Raw genomic sequence first — 19508 nt, 5'->3', positions numbered from 1 at the left:
TCTTGTCCGGTTATTTTTTCTGCTTCATCAGTTTTTCATACACTTGCTTTATGGCGGCTTCAAATTTCCCCGTTTGTTTCGGTTTATAGTATTGCTTGTTTTTTAACGGATCGGGCAAATATTGCTGTTCGACCCATCCGTTCTCGAAATCGTGGGGATATTGATAGCCGATCCCGCGTCCGAGCTCTTGGGCCCCTTTATAGTGGGCGTCTTTTAAATGTTTCGGCACATCGCCGATTTTACCCGTCCTGATGTCTTTGAGCGCCTCATCAACGGCTGAAATGGCGGAGTTTGATTTCGGCGAGAGGCATAATTCGATTACCGCATTGGCCAGCGGAATTCTCGCTTCCGGAAAGCCGATCCGTTCTGCGGTCTGAATCGCGCTCAGCACCCGGGGGCCTGCCTGCGGGCTTGCGAGGCCGATATCTTCATAGGCGATCACGAGAAGCCTTCTTGATATGCTTTCAAGGTCTCCGGCTTCGATCAGACGGGCCAGATAATGAAGGGCGGCGTTTGCGTCCGAGCCCCGGATCGATTTTTGGAACGCGGATAAGACGTCATAATGCGCATCGCCGTTTTTATCATGGGTATAGCTTTTTTTCTGCAGACATTCTTCCGCCGTTTCCCGTGTAATCCGGATCGTCCCGTCGCTTGATTCCTTTGTGGAGAGCACGGCAAGCTCCAGTGCGTTCAAAGCGGAGCGGACGTCTCCTCCGCACCCTTGTGCGAAATGATCCATCGCGTCGTCGTCCACCGAAACGCTGTAGGAACCGAGTCCCCGGTGTTCATCTGTGAGCGCTCTTTTCAATGCCTGCCTGATCAGATCGGGTGTTAACGGTTCAAGCTCAAATATCTGGGTCCGGCTTCTGATGGCCGGGTTAATGGCATGATAAGGGTTGGCGGTCGTCGCGCCGATTAAAATAATCATGCCGTTTTCTAAATAGGGCAGCAGAAAATCCTGCTTTCCCTTATCAAGTCTGTGCACTTCATCAAGGATTAAAATGACCTGGCCTGACATTTTCGCTTCCTGTACGACAATCTCCATGTCTTTTTTATTATGAATGACGGCATTCAATTTCCTGAATGCGATGCTTGTCGATCCTGCGATCGCTGTGGCGATGGACGTTTTTCCGATGCCCGGCGGTCCGTACAGGATCATGGATGATAAGTGCTTCGCACGCACCATTCTGCCGATGATTTTATCTTCTTTGACCAAATGTTCCTGACCGATAATGTCTTCGATATTGGCAGGCCGCATCCGATACGCCAATGGTTTCATGAACATCTCTCCTTACATATACAGGGTAACGGAAAACGGACGATTAGAAAAGCGAATTGCGGCGGGCCCCGTGTTTCAATGAAAATTAGGATAAGTTATGTTATAATAACAGTTGGTCTATAAGATACTAAACAGATTATTCATATCCATTTACTTGTATAAATTAACAATTAGAATTGACTGGGGTGTTCATATTGAAAATATCGACAAAGGGAAGATACGGGCTCACCATTATGATTGAATTGGCGAAAAAGCACGGAGACGGTCCGACGTCGCTCAAAAGCATCGCCCAAACAAACAGCCTTTCTGAGCATTACTTGGAACAGCTTGTATCACCGCTCAGAAACGCCGGACTCGTAAAAAGCATCAGAGGCGCTTACGGGGGTTACGTGCTCGGGGGCCAGCCTGAAGAGATAACGGCCGGAGATATTATCAGAGTGCTGGAAGGGCCGATCAGCCCGGTAGAAGTGCTTGAGGATGAAGAGCCTGCCAAGCGGGAGTTATGGATCCGCATCCGCGACGCTGTAAAAGACGTGCTGGACAGCACGACGTTAGAAGACCTTGCGAGCTACACGGACGGCGAGCAGGAAGCTTATATGTTCTATATTTAAACCAGAGGTGTAAAGACAATGGAACGGATTTATTTAGATCATGCCGCGACTTCCCCCATGGATGAACGTGTGCTCGAAGAAATGAAGCCCCATTTCTTCGGCAGTTTCGGCAACCCGTCAAGCATTCATTCATTCGGGAGAGAATCCCGGAAATGGGTCGATGAAGCGAGAGCGGACATCGCGCGCGAAATCAGTGCGAAAGAACAGGAAATTATTTTCACAAGCGGCGGTACGGAGGCTGATAATTTAGCCATTTTCGGAACGGCTGCCGCCCGGAAGAATGAAGGAAAGCATATCATTACGACCGCTGTTGAGCATCATGCTGTATTGCACGCCTGCGAAAAGCTGGAAGAAGACGGCTTTGAGGTGACATACCTCATGCCCGGCCCTTCAGGACGGATCAGTGCAAATCAGGTGAAAGAAGCGCTCCGTGATGATACAATCCTTGTTACCGTCATGTATGGCAATAACGAAGTCGGAACCATTCAGCCGATTGACGAAATCGGAGAGCTGTTAAGCGGGCATCAGGCCTATTTTCACACAGATGCCGTCCAGGCATTCGGTTATATGCCGATTGATGTGAAAAAAAGCAGAATTGACATGCTGTCTGTTTCCGGTCACAAGCTTAACGGGCCTAAAGGGACAGGCTTTTTATATGTAAATCAAGAGGTGAAGCTGTCACCGATTCTTCTTGGGGGAGAGCAGGAACGAAAGCGCCGCGCGGGGACGGAAAATGTACCGGGCATCGCCGGCTTAAAAGAAGCGGTCGTCCTTTCAAACCGTGAGAGGGAAGAGAAAACAGCGAAGTATAAGGAGTTTAAGAACATCATCATGAGCACGCTGGAAGAAGCTGGCGTTACAGCGGAGGTGAACGGAGATGCCGAGAAATGCCTGCCTCATATTTTAAACCTTTACTTTCCCGGTGTGCCGGTGGAAGCGCTGCTGGTCAATCTTGACATGGAAGGCATTGCCGTATCCAGCGGATCTGCTTGTACAGCGGGATCCGTTCTTCCGTCCCATGTGCTTACGGCCATGTTCGGAAGTGAGAGCGGCAGGCTGACTTCGTCAATCCGCCTCAGCTTCGGCCTCGGCAATACGGCGGAACAAATCGAAACAGCCGCCGAAAAGCTTGCCGCCGTCGTTAAACGGCTTGCTTAAAACGGCGGACTTACGTTTTTAATGGAGTGAATGCAAATGGAAAAACGGCCGGAGGATACAAGAGTCGTAGTCGGCATGTCCGGCGGCGTGGACTCTTCCGTGGCGGCCCTTCTGCTGAAGGAGCAGGGCTACGATGTAATCGGAATCTTTATGAAAAACTGGGATGATACGGACGAAAACGGTTTTTGCACGGCGACGGAAGATTATGAAGACGTCATCCGGGTCTGCAACCAGATCGGAATTCCGTATTATGCCGTCAATTTTGAGAAGCAATATTGGGAAAAGGTATTTCAATATTTCCTTGATGAATATAAAGCCGGAAGAACCCCCAATCCGGATGTCATGTGCAATAAAGAAATTAAGTTTAAGGCTTTCTTGGATCATGCTCTGTCACTCGGCGCGGATTATCTTGCGACGGGCCATTACGCCCGCGTGGACAGAAGCGCAGGTACAGTGCGCATGCTCCGCGGTCTGGATGAAAACAAGGACCAGACTTATTTTCTGAATCAGCTCAATCAGGAACAGCTCAGTAAAGTCATGTTCCCGATCGGTGATCTGCAAAAAAGCCGCGTGCGGGAAATTGCCAAAGAAGCAGAACTTGCGACAGCTGCGAAAAAAGACAGCACGGGAATCTGCTTTATCGGCGAACGCAACTTCAAAACGTTTCTCAGCCAATATCTCCCCGCTCAGCCGGGCGATATGATGACAATGGACGGAGAAATAAAAGGGCGTCATGACGGTCTGATGTATTATACAATCGGACAGCGCCACGGTCTTGGAATCGGCGGAAGCGGCGAGCCGTGGTTCGCCGTCGGTAAAGATCTTGAAAAAAACATTCTGTATGTTGATCAAGGATTCCATAATCCGCTTCTGTATTCCGATAAGATCACGGCGACAAATGTCAGCTGGACGCGTCCCGGTCTGATGGACGGCGGCGAAATGACATGCACGGCGAAATTCCGCTACCGTCAGGAAGATCACAAAGTAACGGTGAAAATGACGGGTGATGATGAAGCGGAAATCATTTTTGACGGGCAGGTACGCGCCGTTACGCCGGGACAAGCCGTCGTTTTTTATGACGGAGAAGAGTGCCTCGGCGGCGGAACGATAGATGACGTTTATAAAGACGGAACAAAACTGTGGTACGTATAACACATGTAAAAAACCTCAACTCGCATGTTGGGGTTTTTTAGCGAAAGGAAGTTAAAAATGGATTATAATAAAATCGGGATTGACGCCATGCAGGAGGGCGATTTTGAAAAAGCGGCAGAGGCTTTTACGAAAGCGATTGAGGAAAACGGCCAAGACCCGGTGCCGTACATCAACTTCGCAAATCTGCTTTCTTCTGTGAACGAACTCGAACGGGCGCTTGCATTCTATAACAGAGCGCTTGAATTGGACAATTCGGCGGCAGCCGCTTATTACGGTGCGGGAAACGTATATGTGATGAAAGAATCGTTTTCCGAAGCGAAGGATATGTTTGAAAAAGCGCTTCGTTCCGGAATGGAAAACGGAGATTTGTTTTATATGCTGGGGACCGTTCTCGTTAAATTAGAGCGGCCGAAGCTTGCACTGCCGTATCTGCAGCGTGCCGTTGAATTAAACGAAAATGACACGGAAGCGCGCTTCCAGTTCGGAATGTGTCTTGCAAATGAAGAAATGCTGGATGAAGCTCTTGCGCAGTTTGAGACGGTGATCGAGCAGGATCCAGGCCACGCGGACGCATTTTATAATGCCGGGGTCGCTTACGCATACAAAGAAAATCGTGAAAAGGCGCTTGAGATGCTGGAAGGCGCAATCGGCATACAGCCTGATCATATGCTTGCGCTTCATGCGAAACAGCTTATCACCCAGTCATAACAAAAGGAGGGAAGGCTCGTGGATCAGCTGAACATCGAAGAACAGCCGTATGTAAAAGGCGTCATTCATACGGTCATTTATCATAATGACACCAACCTGTATACAGTGCTGAAAGTCAAGGTTGCAGAAACGTCTGAGGCGATCGAAGACAAGGTCGTATCCGTAACGGGCTACTTCCCTCTGCTGCAAGAAGATGAGACCTATACATTTTACGGAAAAACTGCCACGCATCCTAAGTTCGGCCTGCAATTTCAGGCTGAACACTTTAAAAAAGAAATTCCGACCACAAAAGAAGGAATCATTCACTATTTATCAAGTGATCTGTTTGAAGGAATCGGAAAAAAAACGGCGGAAGAAATCGTCAAAAAGCTTGGAGACGGCGCGCTCAATAAAATTCTGGCTGATGCGTCGGTGCTTTATGATGTGCCGAAAATGTCAAAAAAGAAAGCGGACAAACTGGCGGGAGAGCTGCAGCGGCATCAGGGGCTTGAACAGATTATGATCTCTCTGAACCAATACGGTTTCGGGCCCCAGCTATCCATGAAAATATATCAGGCCTACGAAACGGAAACCTTGGAGAAAATTCAGGAAAATCCTTATCAGCTTGTAAAAGACGTTGAAGGCATCGGCTTTGTGAAAGCTGACGAGCTGGGCGGAAAAATGGGTCTGTCAGGAAACCACCCGGAGCGGATCAAAGCGGCAATCTTATATACGATTGAATCGACCTGTCTTTCAGAGGGCCATACGTACATAGAGACAAAGCAGCTGATTATCAATACGCAAACGCTCCTGAATCAGTCAGCTGAAGGCGGCCGCGTCACGGAAATGGATGCGGCTGACGGCATCATCGCCCTCGGGGAGAGTAAGGATATCGTCATCGAAGGAGAGCGCTGCTATTTTCCGTCCTTGTTTTACGCGGAACAAAACGTCGCAAAACGCGTGCTCGACATTGCGGCTCAGACGGAGTATGCCGATCAATTTCCTGAATCGGAATTTCTGCTTGCACTCGGTGAACTGGAAGAACGGATGAATGTTCAATACGCACCAAGCCAAAAGGATGCCATTCAAAAAGCGCTGTCTTCACCGATGCTTTTACTGACCGGGGGACCTGGAACGGGGAAAACGACCGTTATTAAAGGAATCGTGGAATTATACAGTGAACTGCACGGCGTATCCCTTGACCCCGGTGATTATAAAAAAGACGAGGCGTTTCCGGTGCTGCTTGCCGCGCCGACCGGAAGAGCCGCAAAACGGATGAGCGAATCTACGGGTCTGCCGGCTGTTACGATTCACAGGCTGCTCGGCTGGAATGGCGCTGAAGGCTTTACCTACAACGAAGATCAGCCGATTGAAGGGAAACTGATCATTATAGACGAAGCGAGTATGCTCGATATCTGGCTCGCCAGCCATTTGTTTAAGGCGCTTCCTAAGCACATTCAGCTCATTGTTGTCGGTGATGAAGACCAGCTTCCTTCAGTAGGACCGGGGCAGGTGCTCAGAGATCTTTTGGCTTCTGAAGTGCTGCCGACCGTGCGCCTGACAGATATTTACCGTCAGGCTGAAGGATCATCCATTGTGGAACTTGCCCATGATATGAAAAAAGGACTGCTTCCAAAGGGGCTGACCGCGCCGACAAAGGACCGCTCATTTATCCGCTGTAATTCTTCACAGATTAAAGAAGTCGTGGATCAGGTCGTCTCGAACGCGTTAAAAAAGGGGTATACCTCCAGAGATATTCAAGTGCTTGCCCCGATGTACAGGGGAAAAGCGGGAATTAACGAGCTGAATATGCTTCTTCAGGACATCATGAATCCGCCGAAAGAAAAAAGGCGGGAGCTGAAATTCGGAGATGTCGTCTACAGGACGGGCGATAAAATATTGCAGCTTGTCAACCAGCCGGAAAACAATGTGTTTAACGGCGATATCGGCGAAATCGTGTCCATTTTTTATGCCAAAGAAAATACAGAAAAAGAAGACATGGTCGTCGTCTCGTTTGACGGCAACGAAATCACCTTTACGAAAAAGGATTTCAGCCAGTTTACCCACGCTTACTGCTGTTCCATTCATAAGTCGCAGGGGAGCGAATTCCCGATTGTCGTCCTGCCTGTCGTCAAAGGCTACTATCGAATGCTCAGGAGAAATCTGCTTTATACCGCCATTACAAGAGCCAAAAAATTCCTGATTCTTTGCGGAGAAGAAGAAGCGCTTGAATGGGGCGTTAAAAACAATGATGCCACCGTCAGACAGACGTCGCTTAAAGACAGGCTCACAGAGCAGACTGAAGAGATGGATGCAGAACTGGCCGCCCTGCAAAAAGAGCTGCCGTTCAGTGTATATGATGCGAACATCGGAATGGAAGGCATCACGCCTTTTGACTTTATGGAAGAAAAAGCGTAAATAAAACCCGGCACATGTTCATGCGCCGGGTTTTCGCCTGTGGAAGTCATTTCAAAGTATGCTACCCGGCTTCTTGGCAAAACCTATACGTGTTCAACAAAAGGTGGTTGATCACACTTTGAGAACATGCCATGCAGCTGAAGGACGAACAGTATATGACGAAAACACCGGGCGCAGTCTCGGGATGATATCGGATGTATGTTTCTCTCTGGACGGCCGGTTTCTCGGTTTCGTGCTGGAGCAGAAACGCCTGTTTCACAACCGTCATCTTTTTTTAGGGGCAAGTGATATAAAAGAGATGGATCAAGAAGCCGTAGCTGCCGGTCATGCTCATTTGCAGCCTTTGCCGAAGAGCTGTTTCACCTTTGAACAGATTAAAATGCAGCCGGTGAAATCGCCTGATGGTGAAATGTTCGGTTTGCTGGAAGATGTATACTTTTGTTTGGACAAGGGCATAATCGTAGCATATGAACTCTCGGACGGCTTCTTTTCAGATCTGGCTGGCAGACGCCAAGTGCGCCGCGCCGCCGATATGCTTATTGAAGCGGGGAAAGAAGGCATCGTCCTGAACGGATAAGAGGTGTAGTCTGTGCTTGTATGTCCGAACTGCAAAAGTAAAGATATCGGCAAAATCGGCGTAAACCAATACTATTGCTGGGGCTGCTTCATTGAGCTGACGGTGGCCAAAGGCAAAATTGCGACACATCAAGTAGAGGAAGACGGCACGTTAAGCAGTCTTGATGATTTGTTTTCTGAAGACGAACGCAGTATCAATTTTTAAAGTTGAAAGGAGATACGCGCGATGGGCAGAACAATGACCTCTCTGTTGGCTTTAGGAGCTGGAGCCGTTATGTATCGTATGGCTTCTCAGTCCGATATGCTGAATAAAAAAGGTATGAAACGGATGAGAAGACGAGTCATGAAAATGTTTTAAGCGGAAAAAAGGATACTTCTCCGGAAGTATCCTTTTTACGTTTGTCTCGCTTCCAGCCGTCTGGCAGCGAGAGACAGGCTGTAATTGACCGCGAAATACATCAGGGCCGCCAGCAGAAAGATCGGGAAAAAATACCCCCCGTCAGCGCTTTGTCCGTTTAAAATCTGCGCGTTATGAATCAGTTCGGGCAGAGCGATGACGACCGCAAGTGACGTATCCTTTAATAAGGAGATAAACTGGCTCACAATCGGAGGAACCATACGCCTGAGCGCCTGCGGCATGACGACGAGAAAAAGAGTCTGCGTGTACGTCAGTCCTGAAGAACGCGCCGCTTCAATCTGTCCTTTGTCAACGGATTGCAAACCGCTTCTGATGATTTCTGACAGCATGGCCGATTCAAAAATCGTCAGCGCCGTGATGGCGGCCGCGGTAATTTCCAGTTTGATCCCGATTTCCGGAAGGGCAAAAAACGTAAAGAAAATGATTAATAAGAGCGGCAGGTTGCGGATGGTTTCCACAATGGCCGCTATAATGCCCGAGACGATAGGAATGTTCGCATAGCGCAAAGTGCCGGCGGCAAGCCCGAACATAAAACTCAGGACAATGGAGATCAGCGCAACATAAAGTGTGACCAAAAAGCCGTCCCATAAAAACAGCAGATGGTCAGGTGTATAGGCGCCGCTAAAATCCATGTTATTCACTCTCCTTCTCTAATAACTTTTTCCGAGACGTCTTTCCAAATAGTGAACCCCGATGCTGAGCGGGATCGTTAATATCAAATAAAAAAGCGCGACGAAAATATAGACATCAAACACGACAAGAGTGCTCGAGGACACGAGATCCGCCTGATACATCAAATCGAGTCCCGCCACCACTCCGAGTATTGATGAGTTTTTGACAAGGTTGAGAAATTGGTTTCCGAGCGGGGGAATGACGATTTTTACGGCCTGAGGAAGAATGATATATCTCATCGCCTGACTGTAGGTGAAGCCTGACGATCTGGCCGCTTCCATCTGCCCTTTGGGGACAGTCTGAATTCCGGCTCTGATGGCTTCTGCGATAAAGGCGGACGTGTAAATCGTAAGCGCAATCGTTCCCGCCTGAAAGCCGTCCAGTCTCAGCCCGGCGTTCGGAAGTCCGAAATAAAAAACGAATGTGATGAGGAGAAGCGGGATGTTACGGATAAATTCCACATACGCAGTGCCGATCCATTGAAGGGGTTTGAAAGCCGTGATTCTCATGACTGCGATCAGAACGCCCAGCGCAAAGCTGCCTGCCAGCGCGATGAAGCTCGCAAGCAATGTGTGCAGGAAACCGTCCATATACATATCGAAGTTTTCCGTTAAAATTGAAAAGTTCATCTATGTCACTCCTTATAAAACGGGGATGAGCATGCATGCTCATCCCGCGGTCCGTCCTATTTTGCCGGTTCTTCTTTTATCCATTTTTTATAGATTTTTTCGTACCTGCCGTCGGCTTTCATTTTTTTCAAAGAGGCGTTGATTTCTTTGACAAGGCCGGATTGGCCTTTTTTGACGGCGATTCCGTAAGGTTCATCGGTAAAGGTTTCGCCCGTCAGCTGATATTGTTTATTTTCATCGGCCATGCCGTATAAAATCGCATTATCGGTTGTGAGCGCATCTCCCTGTCCCGCTTTAAGCGCAGTGAACGCTTCGGCGTAATTTTCAAATTCCAGCACTGAGGCGTCAGGCGCTTTTTCTCTGATGTTCTGTGAGGAAGTGGAGCCTTTTACCGCCAATACTTTTGAGCCTTTTCCCAGGTCTTCGGTGCTTTTGATGCTGCTTCCTTTTTTGACGAGCAGGGATTGCCCGGCTTCAAAATAAACATCTGAGAAATCAACTTCTTTTTTCCGCTCATCCGTTATCGTCATCGTGGCGGTGATGGCGTCGATATCGCCGTTTTGCAGCATCGGAATCCTCGTTTTTGACGTCACTTCTTTAAATTCCGCTTTCTTCTCATCCCCCAGAATATCTTTTGCGAGCTGTTTTGAGATATCAATATCGAAGCCTTCAATATCACCAGAGCTTGGGTTTTTCAGCCCGAATAACCTCGTATCGGTTTTGACGCCGAAGATGATTTTGTCTCTGTCTTTAATAGAGGCTAACGTGTCTTTTCCCGTTCCTTTTGAATCCCCGGACGTTTCTTTCCCTCCGCAGGCTGCCAGCATAAAGACGGCCAGCAGTGATATCAATCCGAATGACAACCATTTTGTTGCGCGTGACATAAGCGCTCCTCCGTTTCTTTTCAGTGATTTAAAATACGGCTTAAGAATAAACGCGCCCTCTCTTCACGGGGGCTTTCGTAAAATTCAGCCGGTGCAGCTTCTTCTAAGATGGATCCGCCGTCGATAAACACGATGCGGTCCGCCACTTCTTTTGCGAATCCCATTTCATGTGTGACGACTGCCATGGTCATGCCTTCCTTTGCGAGTGTTTTCATGACATCCAGCACTTCCCCGATCATTTCCGGATCAAGCGCGGATGTGGGTTCATCAAACAGCATAATTTCGGGCTTCATCGCAAGCCCCCTGGCGATGGCGACACGCTGCTGCTGGCCGCCGGAAAGCTGTGAAGGATAAGCGTCCGCTTTGTCCGGTATACCGACTTTTTTCAAATAGTATAAGGCCGTTTCCTTTGCTTCTTCTTTTGATTGCTTGAGCACTTTGATCGGTGCGAGCATGATATTTTGCAGAACGGTTTTGTGCGGGTACAGATGAAAATGCTGAAACACCATGCCGATATTCCGGCGGACCTGATTTATATCCGTTTTCTTGTCACGGATGGAGACGCCGTTTACCGTTAAGGCGCCTCCATCAACTGTTTCCAGCTGATTAATGCAGCGGAGAAGCGTGCTTTTTCCCGATCCTGAAGGTCCGATGATAACGACGACTTCCCCTTTTTTAATGTGCAGATTAATGTTTTTCAGCACGTGGAAATGTCCGTAGTGCTTATTTACATCCTGAAATGAAATCATGGCCATCCTCCTTAAAAAAACATGAGTCATATTGACTGGACAGTTTTGAAATCCTTTAACACATTACGATGGTTATACAGACTTTTACGAATATTATTTAGATTATTTCGTAATTTCTGATAATTATTCCCGTCAAGAGATCTGCGTCATAAGGCGGAGTTTATGAAACGAGAATAATTCCGGCTTTCTGTCAAAAGATAAAGCAAGAGGTGAAACGTCATGCTTCAAAAACCGCTGCAGCTCTTACTGTGGACGGCTGTATGTCTGCTCGTTTTGTTAACAGTGTATGTCTTTTGCATGCTCGATATGTTATGGTCTCCCATTTGGCTTGTTATAAAATCTCTCTTTATTCCTATATTCATCGCAGTATTTATTGCTTATCTTTTACTTCCGATTACTGAATGGCTTCATAGAAAAGGGATGCCTAGAACTTTAAGCCTGCTTCTGATTTATTGCCTGTTTTTCGGCGGAATCGGCTGGGGGGTTTATAAAGGGGTTCCTGTTTTAATTGAACAGCTGCAGGATCTGTCTGAGAGCATTCCCGGTCTTGCCGAAAACTACAACAGCATGCTGAGGCATCTGCATAATCACACGGATCATTGGCCTGACGGCATGCACCATCGGATGGACAAAATGATTCAGCAGACAGAAACGTTTCTTGCCGGCACGATTGAAAGCACGATCAGAAGCATCCGTTTCGTGCTTGATTATATCCTGATCGCGGCGACGATTCCTTTTCTCGTGTTCTATATGGTGAAGGATATAGGCGTCATGAAAAAGACGGTCTGGTATTTGACGCCGAAGTCCTGGAGAAAAAGGGGGAGTGAATTTCTGCGGGATGTGGACGACTCTCTCGGTGATTACATCCGCGGTCAGCTTCTCGTTTGTTTTTTGCTCGGGTTAATAGCCGGTGTTTCATTTTGGCTGTTCGGGCTTCCTTACCCGCTGATTTTGGGCCTTGCCATCGGGATTACGAATGTTATCCCGTATTTCGGTCCGTTTATCGGCGCTGTGCCGGCGCTGCTCCTTTCGCTGGCGATTTCCTCCAAGGCTGTGATCATCGTAATCGTCACGATTTTTATTCTTCAATTTATAGAAGGAAACATTTTGAGCCCGCTCATTGTCGGGCGAAGTCTCAAAATGCACCCCGTCGTGATCATGCTTGCGCTTCTTGCCGGAGGAGAGCTCGCGGGCATTCCCGGCATGATTCTCGCTGTTCCGGCGGCAGCCGTTTTAAAAGTGACGGCCATTCACTTTTTGCGGATCAGGACGGAACATTGACATTCGGGTTCTGCTTGTCTATAATTTCGAGTAGAATACATACGAATCTCGAGTGACGGATAAGAGTACGCCGAAGCCCTGTTTAAGAGAGAAGCTCCGATACGCTGAGAGGAGCTTCAGCAGAAGATCGGCCGAAGCTAATCCTGAGTGCAGTTAAAGGCTGCCGCAATCCTGCGTTACGGGATGAAAGGTGACAGGCCTTTTTCGGCCTGTAATCAGGGTGGTACCGCGAGACAGCTCTCGTCCCTGTGTGAACGCATGGTTTGCATAGGGAGAGAGCTTTTTTGCTGTCGCAAAAGAGAATTTCGGGTAGTGATAAGGAGGAATATAGATGAAACACTTAACTTCTGCTGAAGTACGTCAAATGTTTTTAGATTTCTTTAAAGAAAAAGGTCATGCCGTTGAACCGAGCGCCTCATTGGTTCCGCATGAAGATCCGTCTTTACTGTGGATCAACAGCGGCGTTGCGACGCTGAAAAAGTACTTTGACGGCCGCGTTGTGCCGGAGAATCCGAGAATTGTAAACGCGCAAAAATCAATCCGCACAAATGATATTGAAAATGTGGGGAAAACGGCGCGCCACCACACGTTCTTTGAGATGCTCGGAAACTTTTCCATCGGTGATTATTTTAAAGAAGAAGCCATCACGTGGGCATGGGAGTTTTTAACGAGCGAAAAGTGGATCGGCTTTGATCCGGAGCTGCTGTCTGTAACGGTTCACCCTGAGGATGAAGAAGCTTATACGCTATGGGCGGAAAAAATCGGCGTTCCGGAAGAAAGAATCATCCGTCTGGAAGGGAACTTCTGGGATATCGGCGAAGGCCCGAGCGGACCGAATACGGAAATTTTCTATGACCGCGGCGAGAAATACGGCAATGACCCGTCAGATTCTGAATTGTATCCGGGCGGCGAAAATGACCGCTATCTTGAAGTATGGAACCTGGTATTCTCAGAGTTCAACCACAACCCGGACGGCACGTACACACCGCTTCCGAAGAAAAACATTGATACGGGCATGGGGCTTGAACGGATGGTCTCCGTGATTCAGGACGTCCCGACAAACTTTGACACTGATTTGTTTATGCCGATTATTGAAGCAACAGAGCGCATTTCCGGAGATGCTTACGGAAAGGACGCAGTGAAGGATACGGCCTTTAAAGTGATCGCCGATCATATCAGAACGGTCGCATTTGCGGTAAGCGACGGAGCTCTGCCGTCAAATGAAGGGCGCGGGTATGTACTGAGACGCCTCTTGCGCCGGGCGGTGCGATACGCGAAAACCATCGGTATCAGCCGTCCGTTTATGTACGAGCTGGTACCGACTGTTGCAGGAATTATGGACGCTTTCTATCCGGAGGTGAAAGAAAAGCAAGAGTTTATCGCCAAAGTCATCAAAACGGAGGAAGAGCGCTTCCACGAAACATTAAACGAAGGTCTGGCTATTTTATCTGACGTGATAAAGAAAGAGAAGGAAAAAGGCAGCGGCATCATCTCCGGAAAAGACGTATTCAAACTGTACGATACGTACGGATTCCCGGTTGAATTGACGGAGGAATACGCGGAAGATGAACAAATGAAGGTTGACCATAAAGGCTTTGAAGCCGAAATGGAAAAACAGCGTGAACGGGCGAGAAATGCGCGCCAAGATGTAGGAAGCATGCAGGTGCAGGGCGGCGCATTGCGCGACATTACCGCAGAAAGCACATTTGTCGGCTACAGTGCCGTAAAAGCTGAAGCGAAGGTGATCGAGCTTCTTCATGACGGGCAATTAATCAGCGAGGCGCATGAAGGGGATACCGTCCAAATTCTTCTTGACAAAACGCCTTTCTATGCTGAAAGCGGCGGACAGATCGGTGACAGAGGAGTGCTGAGAAGCGAGCAGGCTGTCGTAACCATTAAAGACGTGAAAAAAGCTCCGAACGGTCAGCATGTACACGAAGGCACGGTGGATAGCGGCACGATTCAAAAAGGCGCAAGCGTGACGGCTGAAGTTGAAGATCAAATGAGAAGCGGTGTGGTGAAAAACCATACAGCAACCCACCTTCTGCACCAGGCGCTGAAAGACGTTCTCGGCACACATGTCAACCAAGCGGGTTCACTCGTTACCGAAAATCGTCTGCGTTTTGACTTCTCTCATTTCGGTCAAGTGACGAAAGAAGAACTTGAACGCATTGAAGGAATCGTCAACGAAAAAATCTGGGAGAGCATTCCGGTAGCGATTGATTTGAAACCGATCAATGAAGCGAAAGAAATGGGCGCGATGGCCCTGTTCGGCGAGAAATACGGCGATATCGTCCGCGTCGTACAAGTCGGAGATTACAGCCTGGAGCTTTGCGGCGGATGCCATGTCACGAATACGGCTGAAATCGGCCTGTTTAAAATCGTATCCGAATCAGGGATCGGCGCAGGTACGCGAAGAATCGAAGCCGTAACAGGAAAAGGCGCTTATCAGGAAATGAACAGCCAGCTCAGCCTTCTGCAGCACGCTGCGGATGAGCTGAAATCAAACGTAAAAGACGTACCGAAGCGAATTCAGTCTCTTCAAGCGGAGCTGAAGGAAGCGCAAAGAGAAAATGAATCATTGCTCAGCAAACTTGGCAATGTGGAAGCCGGAGCCATTCTGTCTAAAGTAAAAGACATCGGCGGCGTAAAAGTGCTGGCTGAAAAAGTAAATGCGAAAGACATGAACCACCTTCGCACTATGGTGGATGATCTGAAAGCGAAGCTCGGTTCTGCGGTCATCATTCTCGGCGCCGTGCAAAACGAGAAAGTCAACCTTTCAGCAGGCGTAACAAAAGACCTGATTGAAAAAGGCCTTCACGCCGGCAAAATGGTCAAACAAGCGGCTGAAGTCTGCGGAGGCGGAGGCGGAGGCCGTCCGGACATGGCGCAGGCCGGCGGAAAGCAGCCTGAAAAATTGGAAGAGGCGCTCGCATCTGCGGAAGATTGGATAAAATCCGTTTTATAATCCTTTCAACTAGTGTAGAATGATGATAAGATGAGGACCTCAGGCTGAACTTTGCCTGCGAATTTGGGAAAGAGGTGCAAAACGGTGAGCTCGTTTGATAAAACGATGAAATTTAATTTCTCCGATGATTCTGCTGAAACAAACGTCGAAGAAGTGCTGATTACGGTATATGATGCGCTTCAGGAAAAGGGGTACAATCCTATCAACCAGATTGTCGGATACTTGCTGTCTGGAGATCCTGCATACATTCCTAGGCATCGCGACGCCCGGAACTTAATTCGCAAACTGGAACGTGACGAATTAATCGAGGAATTGGTAAAATCCTATCTAGAACAGCATAAAGAGGCGTAAATACATTCATGAGAATATTGGGACTTGATCTTGGAACGAAAACACTCGGCGTAGCTTTAAGCGATGAAATGGGCTGGACCGCTCAGGGCATTGAGACGATAAAAATAAACGAGGCTGAAGGAGATTACGGTCTGGACCGTTTATCCGAGCTGATGAAAGACTATAATGTAGAGAAGATCGTGCTCGGTTTTCCGAAAAACATGAACGGGACGATCGGTCCGAGAGGCGAAGCCAGCCAAACATTTGCGAAACTGCTTGAAACAGCGTACAATGTCCCTGTTGTGCTGTGGGACGAGCGTCTGACGACGATGGCGGCTGAAAAAATGCTGATCGCGGCTGACGTCAGCAGGCAAAAACGAAAAAAAGTCATTGATAAAATGGCGGCTGTCATGATCCTTCAAGGATATCTGGACAGTTTAAACTAAGAGGTGAAAGAAATGGAACACGGCGAAAAACATATTACAATTGTCGATGATCAAGGCAACGAACAGCTTTGCGAAGTGCTGTTCACATTTGAAAACGACACATTCAACAAATCTTACGTACTTTATTATCCGATTGATGCTCAAGACGATGATGAAATCGAAATTCACGCTTCAAGCTTCGAACCGAACGAAAACGGTGAAGACGGCGAACTGATGCCGATTGAAACCGATGAAGAGTGGGAAATGATCGAAGAAACGCTGAACACGTTTTTAGCGGAAGAAGACGAAGAATAAAATGAACGGAAAAAGCCGGAGCGCATATGCGCTTCGGCTTTTTTTTGTAATAAATTGCCGAATGCACATGAATCATGTAGTATAAGAGCTGTTGGGAGGAAAATACTTGTATGAATATCAATCAGACTAAAAATTCATTTCCGCGTAAAAACAAAAAAACAACGATAATACTGTCCTCCGTGATTGCTCTGCTTATCATCATTTGCGGTGCTTTTTTCTATGGAAAATCTCTGCTGTCCCCGGTTGACAAAGGCAGCAAAACGGCAGTCAATATTAATATTCCGAGCGGTTCTTCCGTTTCGGCAATCGCTGAAATTCTTGAGGATCAGCATGTCATCAAAAGCAAAAAAGCATTTCAGCTGTATGTGAAGTATAAAGGCGCTTCCGGGTTTCAGGCGGGATTTTACCACCTGAATAAAGGAATGGATGCGGATGCGATTATCAAAAAACTGACCGCGGGATCAACGGGATATGCCTTTCAGATCTCCGTTCCTGAAGGAAAACAGCTTACACAGATTGCGGATGCGATCGCAAAAGAAACATCATATTCAAAAGAAGAGATCATGGCAAAACTGGATGACAAAACATTCATCGGCAAACTGAAAAAACAGTTTCCTGATACAATAACGGACGCACTTTCAAACAAGAAGCTCAAGCATCCGCTCGAAGGCTATCTGTATCCGGCCACATATCCGTTTAATGATCCGGATGCATCGCTTGACACGATTTTGACGGCAATGGTTCAGGAAACAAATACCCGTATCGAAACGTATAAATCTGAACTGGAAAAAAAGAAACTTTCCGTCCATAACGCGCTGACGATGGCATCGCTTATTGAAGAAGAAGCCACCGCCAAAGCCGACCGTCACAAAATCGCCAGCGTTTTTTACAACAGGCTTGCAGAAAAAATGCCGCTGCAGACTGACCCGACGGTATTATATGCGGCCGGTAAGCATAAAAGCCGGGTCTACTACAAAGACCTGAAAATTGATTCTCCGTTTAATACGTATAAACATAAGGGGCTGCCGCCGGGACCGATTGCAAATGCCGGTGATTCATCATGGGAAGCGGCTCTCCGCCCTGACAAAACGGATTATCTCTATTTCCTTGCAAAACCAAACGGCGAGGTCGTTTTCACCAAAACATTAAAAGACCATAATAAAGCGAAGGAAAAGTATATTTCCAAAAAAGACAGCGAATAAAAGGAGGGCAAAAGCTCTCCTTTTATTCCATTCTGAAAGGTTTTATGATAAAATATATCGGGTTGTTTACTTATGGATAAAGAAGTGTCTTAAGAGAGTGTCCCCGCGGATTCGTCAGGGGCACTCCTTTTTAGAACGGAGGCTGTTTGCCGTGAATGATCGGTATGAACAAATAAACGAGTATATAAACGCGATGCTGAAGCCTCGGCCTGATAAAGTGAAAAAGCTTGAAGCCTATGCAAAAGAGCACCATGTTCCGATTATGGAAGAAGCGGGCATTGAAGTGCTGCTTCAAATGCTGTCGATTCAACAGGCGAAAAACATTTTGGAAATCGGCGCGGCAATCGGATATTCCGCCATACGGATGGCGCTTGAGCTTCCGGATGCGAATATTTACACGATTGAACGGGACGACAAACGCTATGAAGAAGCTGTGAACAATATAAAAGACTTTGAAATGGAAAACCGGGTTCACGTAATGCACGGGGATGCGCTGGAACTTTCTGAGTCTGTCCGTGTCACGGCTCCTTATGATGCCATTTTTATCGACGCGGCCAAAGGCCAGTACACGAACTTTTTTGAGCTCTATGAACCGATGCTTGCGCCGGATGGAGTCATTTTTACAGACAATGTTCTGTTTAAAGGACTGGTGGCACAAAATCACTCGGACATTGAGCCGAAAAGAAGACGGAAGCTTGTTGAAAAAATTGATCAATATAACCAATGGCTGATGAACCGGCCTGACTATCAAACGGTCATACTGCCGGTCGGAGACGGCATCGCCATCAGTAAAAAGAAGAGGTGAATGATCATGAAAAAACCTGAACTTTTGGTGACTCCGACTTCTGTACAGGATATTCTTCCGCTCATTCAAGCGGGCGCAACGGCCCTGTTAGTCGGAGAACAGAGATACGGCCTGAGACTGGCCGGTGAATTTTCAAGAGAAGATATAAAAGAAGCCGTAAAGACAGCTCATCAGGAAGGCGCGAAAGTGTACGCCGCCGTCAATGCTATTTTTCACAACGAAAAAGTGGACGAGCTGAACGGCTATCTTGCCTTTTTGCAGGAGGCCGGCGTTGATGCGGCTGTTTTCGGTGATCCGGCCGTTTTAATGGCGGCGCGTGAAGCGGCTCCCGATCTTAAACTGCACTGGAGCACGGAAACAACGGGTACCAACTACTATTCCTGCAATTACTGGGGACGCAAAGGCGCACGGCGGGCAGTGCTGGCTAAGGAATTAAATATGGACAGCATCATTGACATAAAAGAAAACGCCGAAGTTGAAATTGAAATTCAAATCCACGGCATGACGTGCATGTTCCAATCAAAGCGTTCTTTAGTGGGCCATTACTTCGAATACCAGGGAAAAGTCATGGACATCGAACAGAAGAAAAAAGAAGCGGGAATGTTTCTGCATGACAAGGAACGGGGCAATAAATACCCGATTTTTGAAGATGAAAACGGCACGCACATCATGAGCCCGAACGATGTGTGCATGATTGATGAATTAGAGGACCTGATGGACGCCGGCATCGATTCTTTCAAAATCGACGGAGTTTTGAAGTCTCCTGAATACTTAACTGAAGTGACCCGCATGTACAGAGAAGCAATCGATCTGTGCTTCGAAAGCCGAGAGACATACGAAGAGAAAAAAGAGAGCTGGATAGAGCGGATTGAAAGCATTCAGCCTGTGAACAGAAGCATCGACACAGGATTCTTCTTTAAAGAAACGGTCTATTAAAAAGGAGGGTGCA

General features: G+C 47.7%; 21 protein-coding genes and 1 other annotated feature. Of the genes, 16 read left to right on the top strand and 5 right to left on the bottom strand.

All coding sequences use genetic code 11. The features are described from left to right. Positions 1-10 precede the first annotated feature (10 nt). Positions 11-1279: a replication-associated recombination protein A gene (locus L3V45_RS12885; RefSeq protein WP_044053489.1), complete on the bottom strand. Its 1269-nt coding sequence runs from the start codon at positions 1277-1279 to the stop codon at positions 11-13. A 194-nt stretch (positions 1280-1473) separates the two neighbouring features. On the opposite strand from L3V45_RS12885, the gene cymR reads away from it, so the two are divergent. The 8 genes from cymR to L3V45_RS12845 all read left to right on the top strand — a co-directional run bounded on the left by cymR (position 1474) and on the right by L3V45_RS12845 (position 8239). Then, the gene (gene cymR / locus L3V45_RS12880; RefSeq protein WP_003152730.1) at positions 1474-1890 is read left to right on the top strand and encodes a cysteine metabolism transcriptional regulator CymR; all 417 of its coding nucleotides are present in this window, start codon (positions 1474-1476) and stop codon (positions 1888-1890) included. A gap of 18 nt (positions 1891-1908) precedes the next feature. Then, positions 1909-3048 carry a cysteine desulfurase family protein gene (locus L3V45_RS12875; RefSeq protein WP_003152731.1) on the top strand — a complete coding sequence of 380 codons (1140 nt, stop codon included), beginning with the start codon at positions 1909-1911 and terminating at the stop codon, positions 3046-3048. Between the two features lie 36 nt (positions 3049-3084). After that, positions 3085-4200, top strand: coding sequence for a tRNA 2-thiouridine(34) synthase MnmA (gene mnmA, locus L3V45_RS12870; RefSeq protein ID WP_024085647.1), 1116 nt, complete (start codon positions 3085-3087; stop codon positions 4198-4200). An 87-nt stretch (positions 4201-4287) separates the two neighbouring features. Continuing rightward, positions 4288-4908 carry a tetratricopeptide repeat protein gene (locus L3V45_RS12865; protein ID WP_088005508.1) on the top strand — a complete coding sequence of 207 codons (621 nt, stop codon included), beginning with the start codon at positions 4288-4290 and terminating at the stop codon, positions 4906-4908. Between the two features lie 18 nt (positions 4909-4926). After that, positions 4927-7305, top strand: a complete 2379-nt coding sequence (gene recD2 / locus L3V45_RS12860) for an SF1B family DNA helicase RecD2 (RefSeq protein WP_236837026.1) — start codon at positions 4927-4929, stop codon at positions 7303-7305. Between the two features lie 118 nt (positions 7306-7423). Then, positions 7424-7882, top strand: a complete 459-nt coding sequence (locus L3V45_RS12855; RefSeq protein ID WP_236837025.1) for a PRC-barrel domain-containing protein — start codon at positions 7424-7426, stop codon at positions 7880-7882. Positions 7883-7894: 12 nt separating this feature from the next. Then, positions 7895-8086: a hypothetical protein gene (locus L3V45_RS12850; RefSeq protein WP_003152738.1), complete on the top strand. Its 192-nt coding sequence runs from the start codon at positions 7895-7897 to the stop codon at positions 8084-8086. A 21-nt stretch (positions 8087-8107) separates the two neighbouring features. Then, positions 8108-8239 (top strand): YrzQ family protein, encoded by a 132-nt coding sequence (locus L3V45_RS12845; protein WP_003152741.1) that lies wholly within the window; start codon positions 8108-8110, stop codon positions 8237-8239. A 35-nt stretch (positions 8240-8274) separates the two neighbouring features. On the opposite strand, the gene L3V45_RS12840 is transcribed toward L3V45_RS12845, so the two are convergent. From L3V45_RS12840 to L3V45_RS12825, 4 genes are read right to left on the bottom strand one after another with little or no spacing between them, the layout of a single operon-like run. After that, positions 8275-8931 (bottom strand): amino acid ABC transporter permease, encoded by a 657-nt coding sequence (locus L3V45_RS12840; RefSeq protein ID WP_024085646.1) that lies wholly within the window; start codon positions 8929-8931, stop codon positions 8275-8277. Positions 8932-8949: 18 nt separating this feature from the next. Then, entirely contained in the window at positions 8950-9600 is a 651-nt protein-coding gene (locus tag L3V45_RS12835) for an amino acid ABC transporter permease (RefSeq protein WP_003152744.1), read from the bottom strand. Positions 9601-9656: 56 nt separating this feature from the next. After that, complete coding sequence (locus tag L3V45_RS12830; RefSeq protein WP_003152745.1) at positions 9657-10484, bottom strand: transporter substrate-binding domain-containing protein; 828 nt, start codon at positions 10482-10484, stop codon at positions 9657-9659. A gap of 20 nt (positions 10485-10504) precedes the next feature. Beyond that, on the bottom strand, positions 10505-11233 hold the full coding sequence (locus L3V45_RS12825; protein WP_003152746.1) for an amino acid ABC transporter ATP-binding protein: 729 nt from the start codon (positions 11231-11233) through the stop codon (positions 10505-10507). A gap of 219 nt (positions 11234-11452) precedes the next feature. Here L3V45_RS12825 and L3V45_RS12820 point away from each other — a divergent pair, with 219 nt between their 5' ends. The 8 genes from L3V45_RS12820 (at position 11453) to L3V45_RS12785 (ending at position 19495) form a co-directional block, all read left to right on the top strand. After that, positions 11453-12514: an AI-2E family transporter gene (locus L3V45_RS12820; RefSeq protein ID WP_060387072.1), complete on the top strand. Its 1062-nt coding sequence runs from the start codon at positions 11453-11455 to the stop codon at positions 12512-12514. A gap of 43 nt (positions 12515-12557) precedes the next feature. Further along, positions 12558-12765, top strand: a binding site (T-box leader). A gap of 80 nt (positions 12766-12845) precedes the next feature. After that, a complete protein-coding gene (gene alaS, locus L3V45_RS12815; protein WP_022552894.1) occupies positions 12846-15482 on the top strand; it encodes an alanine--tRNA ligase in 2637 nt (878 codons plus the stop codon). 84 nt (positions 15483-15566) lie between these two features. After that, positions 15567-15833: an IreB family regulatory phosphoprotein gene (locus L3V45_RS12810; RefSeq protein ID WP_003152749.1), complete on the top strand. Its 267-nt coding sequence runs from the start codon at positions 15567-15569 to the stop codon at positions 15831-15833. 8 nt (positions 15834-15841) lie between these two features. After that, positions 15842-16258 (top strand): Holliday junction resolvase RuvX, encoded by a 417-nt coding sequence (ruvX, locus tag L3V45_RS12805; protein ID WP_003152750.1) that lies wholly within the window; start codon positions 15842-15844, stop codon positions 16256-16258. A 12-nt stretch (positions 16259-16270) separates the two neighbouring features. Beyond that, positions 16271-16552: a DUF1292 domain-containing protein gene (locus tag L3V45_RS12800; RefSeq protein WP_003152751.1), complete on the top strand. Its 282-nt coding sequence runs from the start codon at positions 16271-16273 to the stop codon at positions 16550-16552. Between the two features lie 110 nt (positions 16553-16662). Further along, positions 16663-17754, top strand: a complete 1092-nt coding sequence (mltG, locus tag L3V45_RS12795) for an endolytic transglycosylase MltG (RefSeq protein ID WP_057080455.1) — start codon at positions 16663-16665, stop codon at positions 17752-17754. Between the two features lie 151 nt (positions 17755-17905). Continuing rightward, the gene (locus L3V45_RS12790) at positions 17906-18559 is read left to right on the top strand and encodes an O-methyltransferase (protein WP_060387070.1); all 654 of its coding nucleotides are present in this window, start codon (positions 17906-17908) and stop codon (positions 18557-18559) included. Between the two features lie 6 nt (positions 18560-18565). Further along, positions 18566-19495: a peptidase U32 family protein gene (locus tag L3V45_RS12785; RefSeq protein ID WP_003152757.1), complete on the top strand. Its 930-nt coding sequence runs from the start codon at positions 18566-18568 to the stop codon at positions 19493-19495. The last annotated feature ends 13 nt before the right edge of the window (positions 19496-19508 follow it).

Origin of the sequence: Bacillus sp. R45 (assembly GCF_021729365.1) — a bacterium.
Lineage (GTDB): Bacteria > Bacillota > Bacilli > Bacillales > Bacillaceae > Bacillus > Bacillus velezensis.
This window is presented reverse-complemented; position numbering and strand designations above follow the sequence as displayed.

What these genes read in the sequence shown, in the direction of transcription:
- L3V45_RS12885 (WP_044053489.1), bottom strand. Translation starts at nt 1,279, where the DNA reads ATGAAACCATTGGCGTATCGGATGCGGCCTGCCAATATCGAAGACATT.
- L3V45_RS12875 (WP_003152731.1), top strand. Translation starts at nt 1,909, where the DNA reads ATGGAACGGATTTATTTAGATCATGCCGCGACTTCCCCCATGGATGAA.
- mnmA (WP_024085647.1), top strand. Translation starts at nt 3,085, where the DNA reads ATGGAAAAACGGCCGGAGGATACAAGAGTCGTAGTCGGCATGTCCGGC.
- L3V45_RS12865 (WP_088005508.1), top strand. Translation starts at nt 4,288, where the DNA reads ATGCAGGAGGGCGATTTTGAAAAAGCGGCAGAGGCTTTTACGAAAGCG.
- L3V45_RS12845 (WP_003152741.1), top strand. Translation starts at nt 8,108, where the DNA reads ATGGGCAGAACAATGACCTCTCTGTTGGCTTTAGGAGCTGGAGCCGTT.
- L3V45_RS12840 (WP_024085646.1), bottom strand. Translation starts at nt 8,931, where the DNA reads ATGGATTTTAGCGGCGCCTATACACCTGACCATCTGCTGTTTTTATGG.
- L3V45_RS12835 (WP_003152744.1), bottom strand. Translation starts at nt 9,600, where the DNA reads ATGAACTTTTCAATTTTAACGGAAAACTTCGATATGTATATGGACGGT.
- L3V45_RS12830 (WP_003152745.1), bottom strand. Translation starts at nt 10,484, where the DNA reads ATGTCACGCGCAACAAAATGGTTGTCATTCGGATTGATATCACTGCTG.
- L3V45_RS12825 (WP_003152746.1), bottom strand. Translation starts at nt 11,233, where the DNA reads ATGATTTCATTTCAGGATGTAAATAAGCACTACGGACATTTCCACGTG.
- L3V45_RS12820 (WP_060387072.1), top strand. Translation starts at nt 11,453, where the DNA reads ATGCTTCAAAAACCGCTGCAGCTCTTACTGTGGACGGCTGTATGTCTG.
- alaS (WP_022552894.1), top strand. Translation starts at nt 12,846, where the DNA reads ATGAAACACTTAACTTCTGCTGAAGTACGTCAAATGTTTTTAGATTTC.
- ruvX (WP_003152750.1), top strand. Translation starts at nt 15,842, where the DNA reads ATGAGAATATTGGGACTTGATCTTGGAACGAAAACACTCGGCGTAGCT.
- L3V45_RS12800 (WP_003152751.1), top strand. Translation starts at nt 16,271, where the DNA reads ATGGAACACGGCGAAAAACATATTACAATTGTCGATGATCAAGGCAAC.
- mltG (WP_057080455.1), top strand. Translation starts at nt 16,663, where the DNA reads ATGAATATCAATCAGACTAAAAATTCATTTCCGCGTAAAAACAAAAAA.
- L3V45_RS12785 (WP_003152757.1), top strand. Translation starts at nt 18,566, where the DNA reads ATGAAAAAACCTGAACTTTTGGTGACTCCGACTTCTGTACAGGATATT.